Here is a 16,047-nt window from a genome sequence, read left to right on the forward strand (position 1 = left end):
CCGCCCGGGACCTATCCTCGAGGCAACTGATGAAGAGTTTGAAACCGCTTTTAACATCCATTTACGTCCTAATATACTTTTAATAACGCAATGCCTAATTCCAAACATAGAGACAAACCAATTCAGTAGTGTTATTAATATATTTCTACGTCGGTAAAATCGCTTATCGAAACTTTAGATGTTTCCAAAACACCACGCGATGGGCTGTATCCGCATCAGCAAAAATGCTAAATGCTATCTTATAAGGTAACAAAATATGGAATCACCGTAAATAATATTCTATCGGACTCCACATTGAAACGGAGCAACTAGAAAAACTCATCGAACAGCAAGCGGAAAAAAAGAAAGTCGATATTAAAACTATTTATCAAGAGGTTGTCGCTCAAATTCCAGCTGGAAAAATTGGCACACCTGCCCCGATGTAGCTAAAATTCCCCATCTAACGCAATTTGGCATTTTGGCGCTGGTGTAAATGTTGGGTATTGTGGGAGGACATTCACAAAAGCCAGCGAAATACAGAAAACAGCAATTGCCGATGCTAGAAATTGAAATTGGGCTATTTTCATTAAGCTCTCCTAAATAAGTTGTGTAGCCAAGATACTACAAGCAGTAAGCCAACCTCAAGGGCTGAGGCACGTAGTAGTATCTGTCTGAGGATCGGTTTGCAATTTAGGAGGTTGCGCTCAGCCTTGTGCAAAAAAACTTAACCTACTTTATGCTTCTTGTTCATCTCGCTTTTTCTGCAGGTCTTCCACAACCTTTTTTGGATTCTCTGCTCTTGGACGTCTCTATAGATTTCTTTCGTCAAGATTTTTGATTGGTGTAAAAGAATCAATACTTCAGAAAACATTTCTAAATTTAGATGAGCAAAAACCTTCTTAATCGTTCCCTCCAATATTAATCCTATTTTTGAAAGAGAAAGAAACACATTAGAAACGCTCTGGGATTGTTGTGATCAGCAATTTCTTTCTGATAAGTATTAAGCAAATCAGTATTAAGCAAATCAGTGGAAACACCAGAAATATAGATGAATGACCATATTAGGGAGACAGGATCGGAAGAATCCTAAAGTAACTTCTGCAGTGAAAATGTTGCTGTAAAGTAGTAGCTTTCATTTTTCTGAGGAAATTTAAAAAAGCACGTTTGTTTTCATTCATGATTCAAATATCAAATAGGATTTTGATGATTTCAAAAGACTTTTCGTAGGAAAGAATTTTATCTTTTCTGCTCTTTCGGATGATAGTCGATAGGAATTTCTTCCAGGATCTTGTCCACCAATTTCCATAATTCTTCTTCAGTAATCATTTCTTCAAGATTATCCTCTAAACGCTCTTCAACAAAGACCACTAAATCGTTCTTCCCTGTCACTCCCAAAACCTAAAGATTCCTACAAACTTTCTTATTACTCCCTGTTATTCTTGATAAAGTTGATCGATTTCTTTGATTTTCTACCATTTCACCATTTGTCTCTCCTCGAATATCTTTTGTTTTTGATAGTAAAAGCTTATCAAGCTAAGCTTATTTAAGTCTTAATATTTAAGATGCACAGATTTTATTTAATAATCAGAGAAATTTAAGACAGATTTAATCTTCGAATGTTAAAGTAGTTCGGTTAGATAACCACTGAGAATTCCAAATGAGAAGAAGTCGACTAGAACAGCTAATTAAGGAATACGATAAAAAAAGAATGCCGAAGACAAAAAAGGAGCTTTCTATTGTCTTTGTATTAAAACAGTTTATGCAATCTAAAGAATTAACTCCTACGGAGAATCAAATTATCCGTTACGAGGATTTCCTTCAATTTTGCATTCATAATAATAAAGAATGGCCCTCACTCAAATATCTCAAGACTAAAAGCTATAGTGACAAAATTTTTCTTGAATGGATATAGCTAGATGCTGCCCTACAGACAATTGAAAAAAGCGATAAGCTCAAAGCAAATTTTATTGTTCAAGTGGGGAAGGCAGTAACCTAAAAGAAAATTAAAGAGGCGATTACTTCCTTTTCAACTAAAGGATTAAACACTATCAATGCTTTATCTATTAATAAAGAGGAAAAGAAATTCCTCTATTCTCATTTTGGAAAAGAAGACAGACGTTTTGCTTTACGACGGAATAACCGCATTACACTATTTACCCCGCCTTGCTTTCCCACGCCTGCAAAAAACATGATTTTTTTTTACTGGAAATGATGGCCTTAGAATACTTAGAATACTTAGAATACTTAGAATACAAAAATTTATTTACTTCTTAAGAATTACCTGTGAAAATAAAAAAATATCTAATAAATTTAGAATCAAATAAATTCGTTAAACTGCATGTAAAAAAGAAAATGAAAATAATGACGAGAGTTATTTTTTATCTTCCTATATCAACAGAAATAGAAGCGAAGCTTAACTCACCCAAAATCAAGAGGGGTTTATTTCTGCGACAGAGATGGTCACTCTGGTTGGACCCAATTCTCAACGGATTTTTCTTCGATCTGTACCGACGTTAGAAGCAGAAGGATATATAACTTTGTATCCTTTCTGCTTTTTAAAAAACCAAGGGCAGAGAAGTATTTTTGCTTCGCCCCCTTTAACGGAAGAAATAATAATTTTTTTCCTATGGCGCTACGCTTCACGTTAATGATCAAATGCTTAAGAAACGATGGGACCCGACCAACACCCCCCTTATCATCCCTTGAAACGACTCCCACAAATGAAACACCCAAGTGTGGGATGTCTTGATTATTGATTATTCCACAACTTTAAATCTTATTTACTTTTGCTTAATAAATGTAAGTCTCAGGCCCAGGCCAATAAAATTTATCGCTCAACACACTACAATTTTTGTGATCAGAAATGATAATTTTTTAATACTTAATATCCCTATAAGGTAGTCATTCCCACTTTCGCGGGAATGACGCCCCTAATTAAATTAATTCTAAAAAATACAACGTTCAATAAATAGAATTCTAAGTCAATTATTCTTTAATGATTCACTTATCAAAAATTGTCGTGTGCTAAGAATTTAAAAAATTTCTAAGGTTTTTTTAATATTTCCCTAAGACCATTTTGATATGCTAGGTAGAAGAATTTTGTTTAATGGGAGGTTGTATGACGACGTGGAAAGAAGTAAATGACATATATAAAAAACATGAGAACATGAGAAATCGACTTTACAGCGTTTTTTTCTTCCCAAGCCGTTTCGAAACTCTTACCACGGGTAACCCAAGAATTAAAGAAGAAGAAATTAAATGCTAAAATAAATTCAGCAGATAGTTGGCAATTAATCACAGACACTCTTCAAGAAACTAAGAACCTTACTTGTGAAAAGGGGAGTAAATCTTATAAAACGGCTCGTGAAACGATTAATTTTCTACTAACTCACAAGAATAATGAAGATCGTCAATTATTAGAACCTCTTTTAATACTGAAAACAGGCGAAAAACTAGAAAAAAATACTGTTGAGAGAATTTCAGGAAGCGAAAATATTGTCATTCTAGCTAAAGAGCTTCTTAAATTTAATGAAACCCTTGGACTACTTACTCGAAATAATCTATTAGAAGCTTTAGCCCTGTTTATTCATCACAAAATGAGCGAATACACTGATATCATCATCTCTAGCAATAATGAAAATCTTAAAGCTCTTATTCAGCTTAGAAAAAATAATTCTTTCCGAATTCGAGAAAACAATGGCGTGCTGTTGCAAAATAAACATTCTTTTAAAGCTGCTTATACGTTGTTATCGCTTAATGAAAATGGCATTTTAAATGACCATGTTCGACAAGCGATCGCTATCGCACATCGAAATTCGAAAGCGGTGGCTGAGAGATCGAGGCACCTTAACAAGATAGGATTATTGAACTCCCAAAACATCCAAGCAGTTGCTACGCACTCCAAGCAAGCTGAGAGCCCTGTGCAATGCCTTGCGCGTTCTGGATGGCGCTCAGATTTTAACTCAAGAAGACCTAGAACTTGTGCTAAAGCAGCCAACAATATCTGATGATAGAAATTTTGTAGTCGCCCTTACTCAACAACTGCCTCATCCATCCCAGAATAAAGACAAGGATGCAGCCAGCACTTTTAAGAAATTACTTCGAGAGGCTGCTGCTTTAAGAAGATCTTCCCCATCTACACAATCTCAGAAATTACGTTGTTCAGGATTCCCCGCACTTTTTTTCCCATTCTCGCAAGATTGCAGCTCTTCTGTTGTAATTGTTCCAAGATCCACAAAAATGAGGGAAGAGATCAAATCACCTTCACCTTAGCAAAACGACGTTTCCCCACTTGGTACAAATGACTTTCACCAGTGGGGATGGTTAATCGAACATCTTCAACTCGCTCGCCATCTATACGAACGGCACCCTGCGATACCATCCGACGAGCTTCGGAAGTCGTGCTGACTAAGCCCGCGCGTTGCAGAATGTACCCAATTCTTAAATGGTCGTTTTCAGCTGGAAGCTCAATTTCCTCAAGATCAGTGGGCAATTCATGATTTTTAAAGCGATCGATGAAGTGCTGATGTGCGGCCTTCGCTGCTTTTTCTCCGTGAAAACGCGCTACTAATTCTTCACCTAATAAAATTTTTATATCCCGGGGATTTTTTCCTTTAACTACCTCTCTACGCCAATGATTAATTTCCTGCATGGACCGAAAACTCAATAATTCATAATAGCGCCACATTAAATCATCGGATATTGACATAATTTTTCCGAACATTTCTTCCGGAGGTTCCGTGATACCAATATAATTATTCAATGATTTGGACATTTTCTGAACACCATCCAATCCTTCTAATAAAGGCATTGTCAGAATACATTGGAGTCGTTGGCCAAAATGTTTCTGTAATTCTCGGCCTACTAATAAATTGAACTTTTGATCGGTGCCACCCAATTCAACGTCAGCATGGAGAGCCACGGAATCATAACCTTGTAATAAAGGATATAAAAATTCATGGATGGCGATCGGTTGTTGCGCAACATAACGCTTATTAAAATCATCGCGTTCTAACATTCGTGCGACCGTATAAGTTGATGCTAAACGAACGAGGTCATCGGCCTTTAAATTATTCATCCAGTTTGAGTTAAAAGTAACTTGGGTTTTCTCAGAATCTAAAATGCGGAAAGCTTGTGTCTCATAAGTTTTAGTATTCTCCATAACTTGTTCAGTGGTCAATGGCTTACGTGTTATATTTTTACCGGTAGGATCGCCAATCATTCCCGTAAAATCACCAATTAAAAAAATCACTTCATGCCCTAAAACTTGAAATTGACGCAGCTTATTTAATACGACGGTGTGGCCAAGATGAATATCTGGGGCTGTGGGATCAAATCCCAATTTTATTCGCAATGGTTTTTTTTCACTTAAACGTAGAAGTAATTCTTCTTCAAAAATAATTTCGACAGCACCTCGTTTAATTTCTTCTAGTGCTTCTTTGGGTGAAATCATCTAATCCTCTCATTATTCCGGATCTTTGTATTACATGGTATGATTCGAAATTGTAATCAGTCAAAATCCCAAAGGAAACCGAATGCGACCAGAAAAAATGAGGTGGAAATTGACCGTATTGATCATTTTCACCGTAGGTCTCGTCCTGTCCGTTTTAATAAGATTGCTTTGGGTTCAGACACCCCCACCCGTCAAACAACTTACCCTTAACACTTCTGCTCCGCTTAATGTAAAAAAAATAAACAAACTGGATCTGCAATGGCAAATTATCGTAGTAACACATGGTGATACTTTAGCGGCTATTTTTAGTCGTTTAAAAATTAACCAAGAAGATTTGGTGCAGCTGCTCAAGCAAAATAAATTTCTGGCTGTGCTTCGTCCTCATGAAAAACTCGCTTTCCAAACCAATTCTTCTCATCAACTCATGGCACTTCAATATCCACTATCGACAGCTAAGACATTAATTTTTATTCGTCAAGGAAATGACTTTATAAAGAAAATGAAAACCCAACCCGTTACAACTACCTTGACTTATAAATCAATTGTAATTCAACATTCCATAATTCAAGATGCAAAAAAATCTGGCCTAACTTCTCGAATGCTTAGCGAATTACAAACTATTTTTGGTGGGAAGATTAATTTTGCGCGTGACCTCCGTCGAGGGGATCGCTTTGATTTTCTGTATCAAGAAGATTACATTAATGGAAAGAAATACCGTAATGGCAATATCCTTGCTGCTGAATTCATTCATCGAGGTAAAATAGAGCAAGCCGTTCGGTATACTTATCCTATCGATCATACTGCCTATTATAATCCTAATGGTCGTCGCAGTGTGGAAGCGCATTTTCTGCGTGCCCCCCTGGATTATAAACGGATCAGCAGTTACTTCAGCTATCATCGCTATGATCCCGTATTACATAAAGTTCGACCTCACCTAGGCGTTGATTTTGCTGCTCCTCTTGGTACACCTATTAAATCTATTGCTGAAGGCCAGATCGTCTTTATGGGCCATGACGGCGGCTATGGCAGGACAATTAAGGTAGATTATGGTCACCATTATCTCGCCCTGTATGGACATATGTTGGGATTTGCAAAACTTCACCTCAATGAATGGGTGCATAAAGGAGAAATAATTGGATATGTAGGCGAATCGGGTTGGACCACAGGGCCACATCTTCACTTTGGCTTCTATGTCAATGGTAAACCCCAAAATTGGTTGGCTATGAAACTTCCCACAGACCAAAGCGTTCCCCAAAAATACGAGAAACCTTTTTTGAATACAGCTAAGGAATTGTTAGCAGAGCTGTATCTGCATCAAGATACTCAATTAGCCGCCAACAATACGAAACTTAAAAATTCAACCTAAATCTGCAAGTGTGCGTGCCACAAGAACCTTTTTACATCGGCCTTATCTATCCGGCACAAGTTTGGATGCCATTGACGCTGTACTTGTCCAATTCAATCCTCTCCAGCTGGTAGCCAGTCATAGCGAACCGATTCCTAAAGAAATAAGACAAAACTTGAACCTTCTCTGTTTATTTTCCTCTTGTTCCATTAGTAAACTCATGGAAATTGATGTGGCGCTCGGGCGATTATTTTCAGCCACCTCGCTTAACCTCCTAAAAAAGCTTAAGCTTATATTAAATCAAAAGCGATTTACGCTATTGGTAGCCATGGCCAAACAATCCATCATAAACCCGAAGGAAATTATCCTTTTACCTTACAACTTGGGGATCCTAATATACAATCGCGACCCTAACAAGAATTACAATGGTGGCTAATTTTCGCTGCCGGAACATGGCACTTAGGGGATCAAGCCACACCACTTGCACCTGCTTTCCATAATTTCCTATTTCGGAATACTAAAGAAAACTAACTGGTAGCAAATATTGGGGGAATTGCTAATCCTACGTTCCTTCCTCAGGATCCTCATCAATCTGTTATAGGTTTTGATACTGGGTCAGGAAAATACTCAGCTTGATGCTTAGTGTGGCCGGCATTTAAAAAAAAGACTGGGACCACTCTGGGAAGTGGGCAGCAAGCGGCCGCATACAAGAAAAGACTTATTAGAGAGCCTACTTAGCAGACCCCTATTTTCAACGTTCTTCGCCCAGAAGAAAAATTAATGGGAAGCGATTTTGCCCCAGAAAACATCCAAGCTACTTTAGTGGAACCCACTGCTCGAAGTATTAGTCAGGCTTACCATCGCTTCTCTTTAAATTCCGGCAGACTATGGTTGTGTGTGGGAGTATCCATAACCACTATCTCCTCGATGATTGAGAGAATTATGTCAACCCTTAAGAGTAACCACCACTGAAGAGTCGTGTATATCTCCCGATTGGGTAGAGGTGGTTTGCTTTGCCTGGTTAGCCAGGCAAACTCTAGAAAAGAAAGCGAGCAACTTACCTAGTGTGACCGAAGCTAAAAAAACGGCTATTTTAGGAGAAGTCTATTGGGCCTGAAAGCTTAGCTAAGCCGTTGTTTCTTCATTTCAATTAAATCTCTTATATAGAGGCGAAAGCTCTTTTAAGGTTCGAACAATATAATTTTTCTGGTAAAGGAAGTCCTCTTGCATCGGTATCGGTAAGCATTGCTTCAAAGGCTTCTTTATTTTTATATAAGGAAAAAGGTTGATACACCCTTTTAGTTAAGGGCAATATCTCCTTTATTTGACGATTCCACAAAGACCCAAAGAGTAGAATATCTTTCCCACAAATCCTTCTCCGGCACTCAAGGTGTTCACAATAACAATCCATGGAAAAAAGAAGATTTAATACGCTGTAATCACAAGTTATCTCTTCACCCGCTCGGATGTCTCTTCTAATAGCAACTTCAATTTCAGGACCCACTCCTCGAAAATTAGGTTGACACCGCATAGTTCATTTAGCGCCAAAGTCCCAACAGAAGTATGAACGCCCCTTCTACATTGATGTAGGCATTTTATATAAAATCTTCCGATAATCAGGAGGAATTTTCTTAATGCTGTCTAAATGCTGTCTAAATGCTGTCTATTGAATATTCTCTATCGAGGTGACTAAAGGTCCATACTGGTGGTGTGGTGTGCCACGAGGTATTTTTTTGCGTAACAAAAACACCATGACCGATTGTTTCATTAATATATTTAAGTTCAGTATTTGGATGTATCATCATCCCTTACTTTCTTCTGCCCTTACTTTCTTCTGCCCTTACTTTCTTCTGTTAGATTGATTTTTAAAATTAAACAAATTTTGTAAAAAGTTATGACATTAATCAAGTCATTTTTTCAGGAGAAAGCCATCACTGTTTGCAGCAACGCAAAACATAGATCACTTTAACCGTTGGGCTTGAAAGATAGGCCTCCAGGTATTGAGCAATAAGCTCATCAACCACACACTTCTTTGCCAAAGAAGCATATCTAAAAATTAAGTTCTTTCCACTCCACAACGCAAATCCTAGATGAGAGATATTCAAATTGGTGCCAATTTTATCTCGCATATCCTAATTAAAGCAAACAATTTCAATAATCGAACCATAATTTGTTTAAATAACATATCTCTTCGTGCATCATCCAACAATTTCTTTAAGGAAAGATAAGGTAATCGACTCTTTTCTAATTTAACTTGAGAGGAAAAGGCTTGCGGTTTTTTTAGTAAAGCTCGTCCATCAGAATCTGAAATTGGCTTCAATAATTTAATATCAGCCAAAGTACGATGTTTAAACCAATTAGGTCAATCAATGAATGCCTCAGCTATTTCACAATGGGGTGGATCCTCTATATCTTTAATATCGCTGCTTATATCTTAATTAGCTGATTTTTTTGCGTTCTGAATATTCGGAGTCGACACTGGTGAAGTGAAATCGATTTTCGTAACAAGGAATGGCATTATAATAATTAAAAGCCAGAATGTTTCAGAGAAAATCATCTTTTTTCTGACAGAGCTAGGGGTAGGGTAGGGCACAGACTGTATTCACAAGCGTCAAACAATCAAAATAATCCGTTCGATACAAGGGAGTTTGATACAAGGGAGTTTCGTCAAACTGTCCCTCTTCCCCTTCACCTAAAGCACCTGGAAGATAGGGTTTTCCCAAAAACTGATTACTAATAAAGACAATTCGTTTATCTAAACTTTGCAATTTTAACGAATGCAATTCGCCTAAAATATTAACGATTATATTATCGTAATCGCACTATAATAAGGAGAAATTATTTTAATGCTGTTTATATCTTTTATTATAAAAAAATTATGCGAGGTGCATAATTCCCTTCTTACGTTATAATCTCAGCATGATCACGTTGGACCATGTTACTAAAGCTTATCCCGGTATTTCTACCTTAGCCATGGATAATGTTTCTTTTAAAGTGAAAGATGGCGAAATCTTAGTTTTATTAGGCTCCTCCGGAAGCGGAAAAACTACCTTAATGAAAATGATAAATCAATTGATCGAGCAATTGATCGAGCCAACGCGTAAGTAGGATCAAGATTGATGGCAAAGATATTATTCAATACGAACTCAGTCTCTTAGGTCGATCGATTGGTTACGTTTTCCAACAAATAGGGCTCTTTCCTCATATGACGGTGGGGAAAATATAACCACCCTTTTAAAGCTGATACATGTTCCCAAGAAAAAACGTATTGAACAAGATTATGAGTTATTGGATCTCGTCCACTTAGACCACCAAAAATTCACCACCCGGTACCCCGATGAATTATCTGGGGGAGGCAGTAGCAGCGTGTAGGCGTTGCCCAAGCATTAGCGGCTGATCCTTGAATACTTATTGATGGATGAACCGTCTGGTGCTCGATGCTATGACTCACTCGGCTTTACAAGATGAGATGATCTATCTCAATGAAAAACTCGGAAAAACCATTATTTTCGTCACCCACAATATTTTCGAAGGATTTCGCATCGCAGACCGCATCGCTGTTATGCATAATGGGAAACTCGATCATAATAGGTACTAAAACCGAACTTGTTACCAATCCCGCAACCGAATTTGTTGCATAACTTGTTAAACTACCGGAGCAACAAATGGAACATCTGGACAGGAGTTCACGATAAGCGCTTTGGGGATCAAATTATTAGAACATATTTATTTAGCTTTATCCGCTATTTTCGCAGCCATCCTTATTGGCATTCCTTTGGGGATATTAATTTTAAATCGCACAATTTTTCAAAATATTATTTTAGGAATGGCTAGCATTTTCTAAACGATCCCTAGCCTTGCTTTACTCGCTTTTTTAATTCCATTTTTAGGAATTGGTTTTAAGCCCACTATTGTCGCCCTAATCGTTTACACTTTATTGCCAATCACTCGTAACATTTATATCAGTTTGTTAGGGGTCCCTTCTGAAAGCGTTGAAGCCGGCTTGCACGATGGGTTTTACTCTCTGGCAGCGCCTCCGTTTGGTGGAATTGCCGCTAGTCCTTCTTCCCGTCTCATCGTAGGGGGGATTCCAACGGCAACTGCAATGACCATTGGGATTACTACCATTGCAGCGTTTATTGGCGCAGGTGGTTTAGGAGATTTTATCACCCAAGACTTATCGTTAAACAATATTTGCCTTATCTTACTCGGCGCTATTCCTGCGGCTTTATTAGCTGTTGCGTTAGATTTCATCATTGGCTATATCGAAACTTCACTCTCGCATCGTCCTTGTATCTTCAACGCAAGATAATGAAATATAAAAAAATAAAATTAACTATTATTTTTGTGATTTTGTTTACCTTAATCTACTTAATTGTTAGATCAGTATCGGCTCTACTTTTCAAAAATCGAAAAAATACAATTATTATTGCCACTAAAAATTTTTCTGAACAATATATACTCGGCAATATAATGGCTGATATTATTAAATTATGAACTAAATTAGCTATTAAATAGGACTCCATTTCATAAATAGGTACTCCTATGTACAACATTAGTACTATAGCATATGCAATTGCGTATCGGCTCTCCCACCCAATATTTTCTAAGTACAGCCGTAAGTGACCTGTGGTATTAAATTGCTCCCGAACAAGATTGTGTTTCCTACCTAAAACAAATTGTTTGATGTGATTGCTACACCGCCGATAGCCTGCTAAACTTTCAATCATTTCCTAAAAGATATTAATGAGATCATAAACATCCTGCTAGATTTTACTTTTCGTGGAAGGAACCCAAATGCAGCAAATCGATTAAATGCACCTTAAAACCTGGACTTTTTTCTTAATCATGATCTTATAGAAATGAATATAGCCATGATATGCTACATGAAAATGAATTTGTTCTACTCCTTGAATCAAGGCATATAATAAATGAAGAGCCTCAAAAGGCAGTAAGCGTTTCCCTTTTTGACGAGCAGTGTAGCCTGAAAGCACTTCTCCATCTACAAAATTTAAAGCAAAAAAATTCATTTTTTTGCTTTAAATAAATGACATCACGAAAATGACATTGAATAACGATCGGACATTTGCTTAATTTATAGAGCTTTTTAGCATAATGAATGTAGGTTCTTTCACCGTTAGCCTTTCAGCGATAAAATAATTTAGCTGCCCGAATGATACCGGTTTTTCATTCCTCGACTTTATAAACTTCACCTTTCCACCCGGAACCCAAATACTTTAACACTCGATAGTACCCTCCTAGGATCATCCATCCCCCTAAAAACCTGAAAAATTAGGTGTAAATCAAGAAACTTATGTTACAGAGAGAAATAAGAGGTAGCAATAGCAAGTACAAAAAAATGCCTCAAAAAAAGTTTAAAACTAGCACTAATTTGCGCCCGAAGTCCAACCAAATCCTGGATAATAGAAGTTACTGACATTTTGCTAGATTGTGATTTAGGGATTTTATGCCATGGACTCAGGAAGAATCAACTCTTTCTTCGATCAATACTTTAATGAAGCGATTAAGAGAGTAATTGACGCGAGATTGCCACCCCATTTAACCTATCTTCTCTCGAGAAATCACGATATCTCTGATTCCCTAAAACAAAAAATACAAACCACTCAAAAAGAACTGCAGGAAGAACGGAGGCGAATACGGTTAGCACAACTTCCCGTCCGAAGTGAAAATGAAAGCTAGTAAGCCAAACTGCTTTATCAATTAGGTATTTACCATCATCTTATCGAAAACCCAATCGCTTACGCCTATTATAATGAAGCCATTAAGCCATTAATTTAAATTACCCTCCCGCAATACGTATCCTTGGTTCCCTCTTATCAACTACGGAAAAATTCGCCCAATCAAAGATAATGATTATCTCTCTGCTTACACCAACTTGTGAATGGCAGTTACTTTAAGTGATACCAAAGCGATGGTAGACCTCGCCAGGATGTATGAAGGAGGTGATTTGCAGCAATTAGTGAGTTATTTACAAAATTATGAGGCTGCTAGGAGCTTGCTTAATCAAGCCGCCTCTTTAAACGAACCCTTAGTACGAACAGAACTCGCCTTAATAGAATTAAATTGGTACGAAGCAGAAGAATGGTCGGAAATGGTTGTTAAACCAGAAAATTATTAAAAATTATACACTTATTAGATAAAGCTACTCAGCGAAACGAACCGAATGCAATGGTTTTTCGCGCTCTAATATACGAATCGGGGTATGAAGTTAATAATCAGTCTAATTACACTGCAGCTATTCACTTGTTTGAAAGGGCCATCCAGTTAGATTCCCTAGATGCTGATAATTCAGCGAGCAAGAATGTATTATCAGGGGCATGGAACATGGAACTCCAGACGGATAGCCTGACATCATCAATGCCATCATTCTTTACGAACGACTCTACTCACCTTAGACAACTCAACAGAGATAATATCTAGAATACTCTGGTAGCTGTTACGGTAATATTTAGAGAGAATTTCACTAGTGACATAGCACTGTGTTTACTCGATAGTTTGTGGGATCAACTAATCAGGGATATTTCTTTATCTTGAAGTACTTCTAAAATTCTTATAAAAAAATTTCCAGAAGTACTTATTTAAAATCAAAAGCAAAACAGATATTGATCTTCTGGAATGTATAACTACACCGAAACACCCTATCCGAAATTTGTTGGATAAATTTAATCAAGCGAAAGTGGCTTTAAAAGAAATTAAAAATAAATTACTAAGTATATTATGAATTTAAAAGCCTTCCGGATATTTCTCTTAGACACGCACCAAAAGAACTCTAGCTTATATAAATTTTTTGATACCAAAAATTTTAATCTCCATGAGCTATCTCCTCTTATTTCAAGTTATCTTTTTGACACACCAACCGCTAAAAAACCAACACAAAGAAAAAAGCAGGAAGATGAAAAATCTTCACCACCACCACTAACAAGGCTCACCCAAAAGAAATAATTTATCGACCAGAAGAAACGATGTGTTACTTCTTAGATTCAGACTTTTTAATAATTTCAATTTAATAATTTCGATTCTATTTAAAATAGAAATTAAAGATTTTTTATTTTCACAATTGAATTTGATTTTGATATTCTAAATATAAAATTCTATTGTACGAACGGATAATGAAAGTAGTTCAACAATTGATTCGTAATACTGTTCTCCTACTAAATAAGGTAGCAATCTCAAATTCTAGCGAGGTTAAATAAACTTCAGAATCCGCTTCCCTCAAATAATATCGTTCCAAATAATATCATTTTTGAATTAAAGACCTTGAATGAGTCTTTTTTTTTATTTTATTTTTTAGTAGAAGATCAGTTAGATAGAAGGTCAGTCAAAGAAGTTTCTTTTTGATTAAGAAGAGTCCTGATCCACAGGTTAAGCTTATTATCCTCATATAACCTCCTTCAAGGTTCTATTACTTTTGTTGAGATTCTAAAGCATGATTCAAATAATCTATCCCAGTTCTAATCCACTTCTATCCTAGTCTTGTCCTAAAGCTTAATAAATAGAACCTTAAATATGAGCGATGAATTGACATATGTATTATTATTAGTCATAGCTTACTAAGCTCGATTTCTTCCCTCAGAAAAAAAACTAAAATCAATCTATTCTCAGATTAGGCTAAACTATGAAATATTACATATAAAAAATAATAAAGTCAATAGCAGATATCTATGTTCAAAAAAGTAAATTGAATCTCCAAAATTGCTTAAAATTTTAAATTAAAAATAAAGACAGTATTTTATAATGGAGCATGAAGTATTCAGATTTATCCAAGGAAGTTGGACTTTCTTCTTTCACTATTAATCACTTGGTTACTGGGAAATCCAATCGCCCTCATGTAAGTTCCTTAAAGCCTATCTCTGATTTTTTTAACATTTCAATCGAGCAAATCAAAGAGGAGATAATATTTTTTTTCAAGAAACACTTTTTGACTATTCATTATCAACTAGAAAATTTATAAAAATTCCTTTACTGGAATGAGTAGAATTTCCTTATACCACTGAAAAAATAGTATCACGAACTATCATTTCATAAAACGATTTATCGCCTGAGTATTTTTAAATTTCTATGAACAATTCTTTCATGGAACCTCAATTCTCAAAAGGTAGTATTTTAACTCTAGATCCAAATAGATAAGCCTTTGATCAAAGTTATATACTTGTACGTTTAAAGGAAAGAAAATTATTTATTTTCAACAACTTATAATAGACACAGAATATATGTTTCTAAAACCTTTAAATCCCGATTTAAATATATTTAATAATATTTCTCAAAGAAAAGGATGAATTAATAGCTACTCTAGTTAAAGCTAGATATATTTATAATGAAAATTATGGAAATTTGATAATTAAATTTTTAGAAAATATATTTTTTCATTTTTTAGAAAAATTAAATCTTTAGTATCAATTTTTGAAAAAAGTCGTCTATATAATATAGCTATCAAATAATTTCAATTTAAAAAGATAACAAGAATAATTATGCCATATCTATTCAAATAACAAAAAAGCTAAATATTTAAAATAAATTCTGAATAAATTCTTTCGGATAACAATATGACCGATTCTTTTTTTCAGAAAGATGTAAGAATTTTAACTTACTTTAGATACCATAATATCAATATTCCAAAATACAAAATTTTAGCAAAGCAACTACTCCAAAAGAATAAAAAATTAGTATTTAGATTCAAGAATTGGTAAAAAAGAAGTTTTTGATTCAGAAAACTAATAAAATAATTTTTAATAAAAGAAAATATTTTTTTAAACTTAATTAGAAAGACTTTTATCTATTTTAATATAAATTGTCTTAAAAATTATCTTTTGTTGATAGATATAAAAAATAAGCTATTACAAAATAATAAAGAAAATTTTAAAAATTATTTAAATTATAATTATTTTAAAAATAAATTCAGTAGAAAATATTTAAGTATAATAAAATAGAAAAGATTTATATAAAAAATTAACTGAATTTAAAATCATTAATTCCTTGATTCATCTTTATCTAAAAAGGTTTTATATTATACTGAATTACAAATCAAGATTTCCAAACAATGCTTCTACTCTTTAATAAATTCAAAAATAACAATTTTTTTTCCTTTTACAGAAAATTTAATTCTATTAATTGAAGAAGATTTAAAAAAAAATCAATATTTTCTCTTAAAGAAAAATATGCGAACGTTAAAAAAACAAGATAAGCTAATACGATAACAATAAAAAATTATAACTACTTTTTAGTCAGATAGTTTAAAACACATATAAAACTA

General features: G+C 35.1%; 12 protein-coding genes and 2 pseudogenes. 8 read left to right on the forward strand and 6 right to left on the reverse strand.

The features are described 5' to 3' along the window. Positions 1-1,215: 1,215 nt before the first annotated feature. Positions 1,216-1,368, reverse strand: coding sequence for a hypothetical protein (locus tag CleRt_RS10390; protein WP_157870901.1), 153 nt, complete (start codon positions 1,366-1,368; stop codon positions 1,216-1,218). 2,207 nt (positions 1,369-3,575) lie between these two features. On the opposite strand from CleRt_RS10390, the gene CleRt_RS07155 reads away from it, so the two are divergent. After that, on the forward strand, positions 3,576-3,986 hold the full coding sequence (locus CleRt_RS07155) for a hypothetical protein (protein WP_048875609.1): 411 nt from the start codon (positions 3,576-3,578) through the stop codon (positions 3,984-3,986). 245 nt (positions 3,987-4,231) lie between these two features. Here the strand turns inward: CleRt_RS07155 and tyrS are convergent, their stop codons facing one another. Next, entirely contained in the window at positions 4,232-5,431 is a 1,200-nt protein-coding gene (tyrS, locus tag CleRt_RS07160; protein ID WP_048875610.1) for a tyrosine--tRNA ligase, read from the reverse strand. A gap of 82 nt (positions 5,432-5,513) precedes the next feature. On the opposite strand from tyrS, the gene CleRt_RS07165 reads away from it, so the two are divergent. Together CleRt_RS07165 and CleRt_RS13560 are read left to right on the forward strand one after the other, a co-directional pair. Next, positions 5,514-6,797, forward strand: a complete 1,284-nt coding sequence (locus CleRt_RS07165; protein ID WP_235379000.1) for a peptidoglycan DD-metalloendopeptidase family protein — start codon at positions 5,514-5,516, stop codon at positions 6,795-6,797. Positions 6,798-6,811: 14 nt separating this feature from the next. Continuing rightward, positions 6,812-7,893: pseudogene (locus CleRt_RS13560) on the forward strand (anhydro-N-acetylmuramic acid kinase). A gap of 42 nt (positions 7,894-7,935) precedes the next feature. Here the strand turns inward: CleRt_RS13560 and CleRt_RS07175 are convergent. The 3 genes from CleRt_RS07175 to CleRt_RS07185 all read right to left on the reverse strand — a co-directional run bounded on the left by CleRt_RS07175 (position 7,936) and on the right by CleRt_RS07185 (position 9,559). Continuing rightward, entirely contained in the window at positions 7,936-8,307 is a 372-nt protein-coding gene (locus tag CleRt_RS07175) for an SET domain-containing protein (protein ID WP_048875611.1), read from the reverse strand. Positions 8,308-8,877: 570 nt separating this feature from the next. Further along, a complete protein-coding gene (locus CleRt_RS07180; RefSeq protein WP_048875612.1) occupies positions 8,878-9,114 on the reverse strand; it encodes a hypothetical protein in 237 nt (78 codons plus the stop codon). A 235-nt stretch (positions 9,115-9,349) separates the two neighbouring features. After that, on the reverse strand, positions 9,350-9,559 hold the full coding sequence (locus tag CleRt_RS07185) for an N-acetylmuramoyl-L-alanine amidase-like domain-containing protein (RefSeq protein WP_048875613.1): 210 nt from the start codon (positions 9,557-9,559) through the stop codon (positions 9,350-9,352). 136 nt (positions 9,560-9,695) lie between these two features. Here CleRt_RS07185 and CleRt_RS12530 point away from each other — a divergent pair, with 136 nt between their 5' ends. The 3 genes from CleRt_RS12530 (at position 9,696) to CleRt_RS12540 (ending at position 11,088) form a co-directional block, all read left to right on the forward strand. Continuing rightward, a complete protein-coding gene (locus CleRt_RS12530; RefSeq protein ID WP_235379003.1) occupies positions 9,696-9,884 on the forward strand; it encodes an ATP-binding cassette domain-containing protein in 189 nt (62 codons plus the stop codon). 322 nt (positions 9,885-10,206) lie between these two features. Next, positions 10,207-10,374 carry a P-loop NTPase family protein gene (locus CleRt_RS12535; RefSeq protein WP_235379005.1) on the forward strand — a complete coding sequence of 56 codons (168 nt, stop codon included), beginning with the start codon at positions 10,207-10,209 and terminating at the stop codon, positions 10,372-10,374. 339 nt (positions 10,375-10,713) lie between these two features. Further along, positions 10,714-11,088: an ABC transporter permease family protein gene (locus CleRt_RS12540; protein WP_235379007.1), complete on the forward strand. Its 375-nt coding sequence runs from the start codon at positions 10,714-10,716 to the stop codon at positions 11,086-11,088. 277 nt (positions 11,089-11,365) lie between these two features. On the opposite strand, the pseudogene CleRt_RS07200 reads toward CleRt_RS12540, so the two are convergent. After that, positions 11,366-12,044 (reverse strand): annotated as a pseudogene (locus CleRt_RS07200) (protein kinase family protein); the annotation flags it as partial. Positions 12,045-12,678: 634 nt separating this feature from the next. On the opposite strand from CleRt_RS07200, the gene CleRt_RS07205 reads away from it, so the two are divergent. Together CleRt_RS07205 and CleRt_RS14330 are read left to right on the forward strand one after the other, a co-directional pair. Then, positions 12,679-12,915 (forward strand): hypothetical protein, encoded by a 237-nt coding sequence (locus tag CleRt_RS07205; RefSeq protein WP_048875614.1) that lies wholly within the window; start codon positions 12,679-12,681, stop codon positions 12,913-12,915. Positions 12,916-14,538: 1,623 nt separating this feature from the next. Further along, positions 14,539-14,748, forward strand: a complete 210-nt coding sequence (locus tag CleRt_RS14330) for a helix-turn-helix domain-containing protein (protein ID WP_048875617.1) — start codon at positions 14,539-14,541, stop codon at positions 14,746-14,748. Positions 14,749-16,047 lie beyond the last annotated feature (1,299 nt).

It is taken from the genome of Candidatus Coxiella mudrowiae (assembly GCA_001077715.1).
Classification (GTDB): domain Bacteria; phylum Pseudomonadota; class Gammaproteobacteria; order Coxiellales; family Coxiellaceae; genus Coxiella; species Coxiella mudrowiae.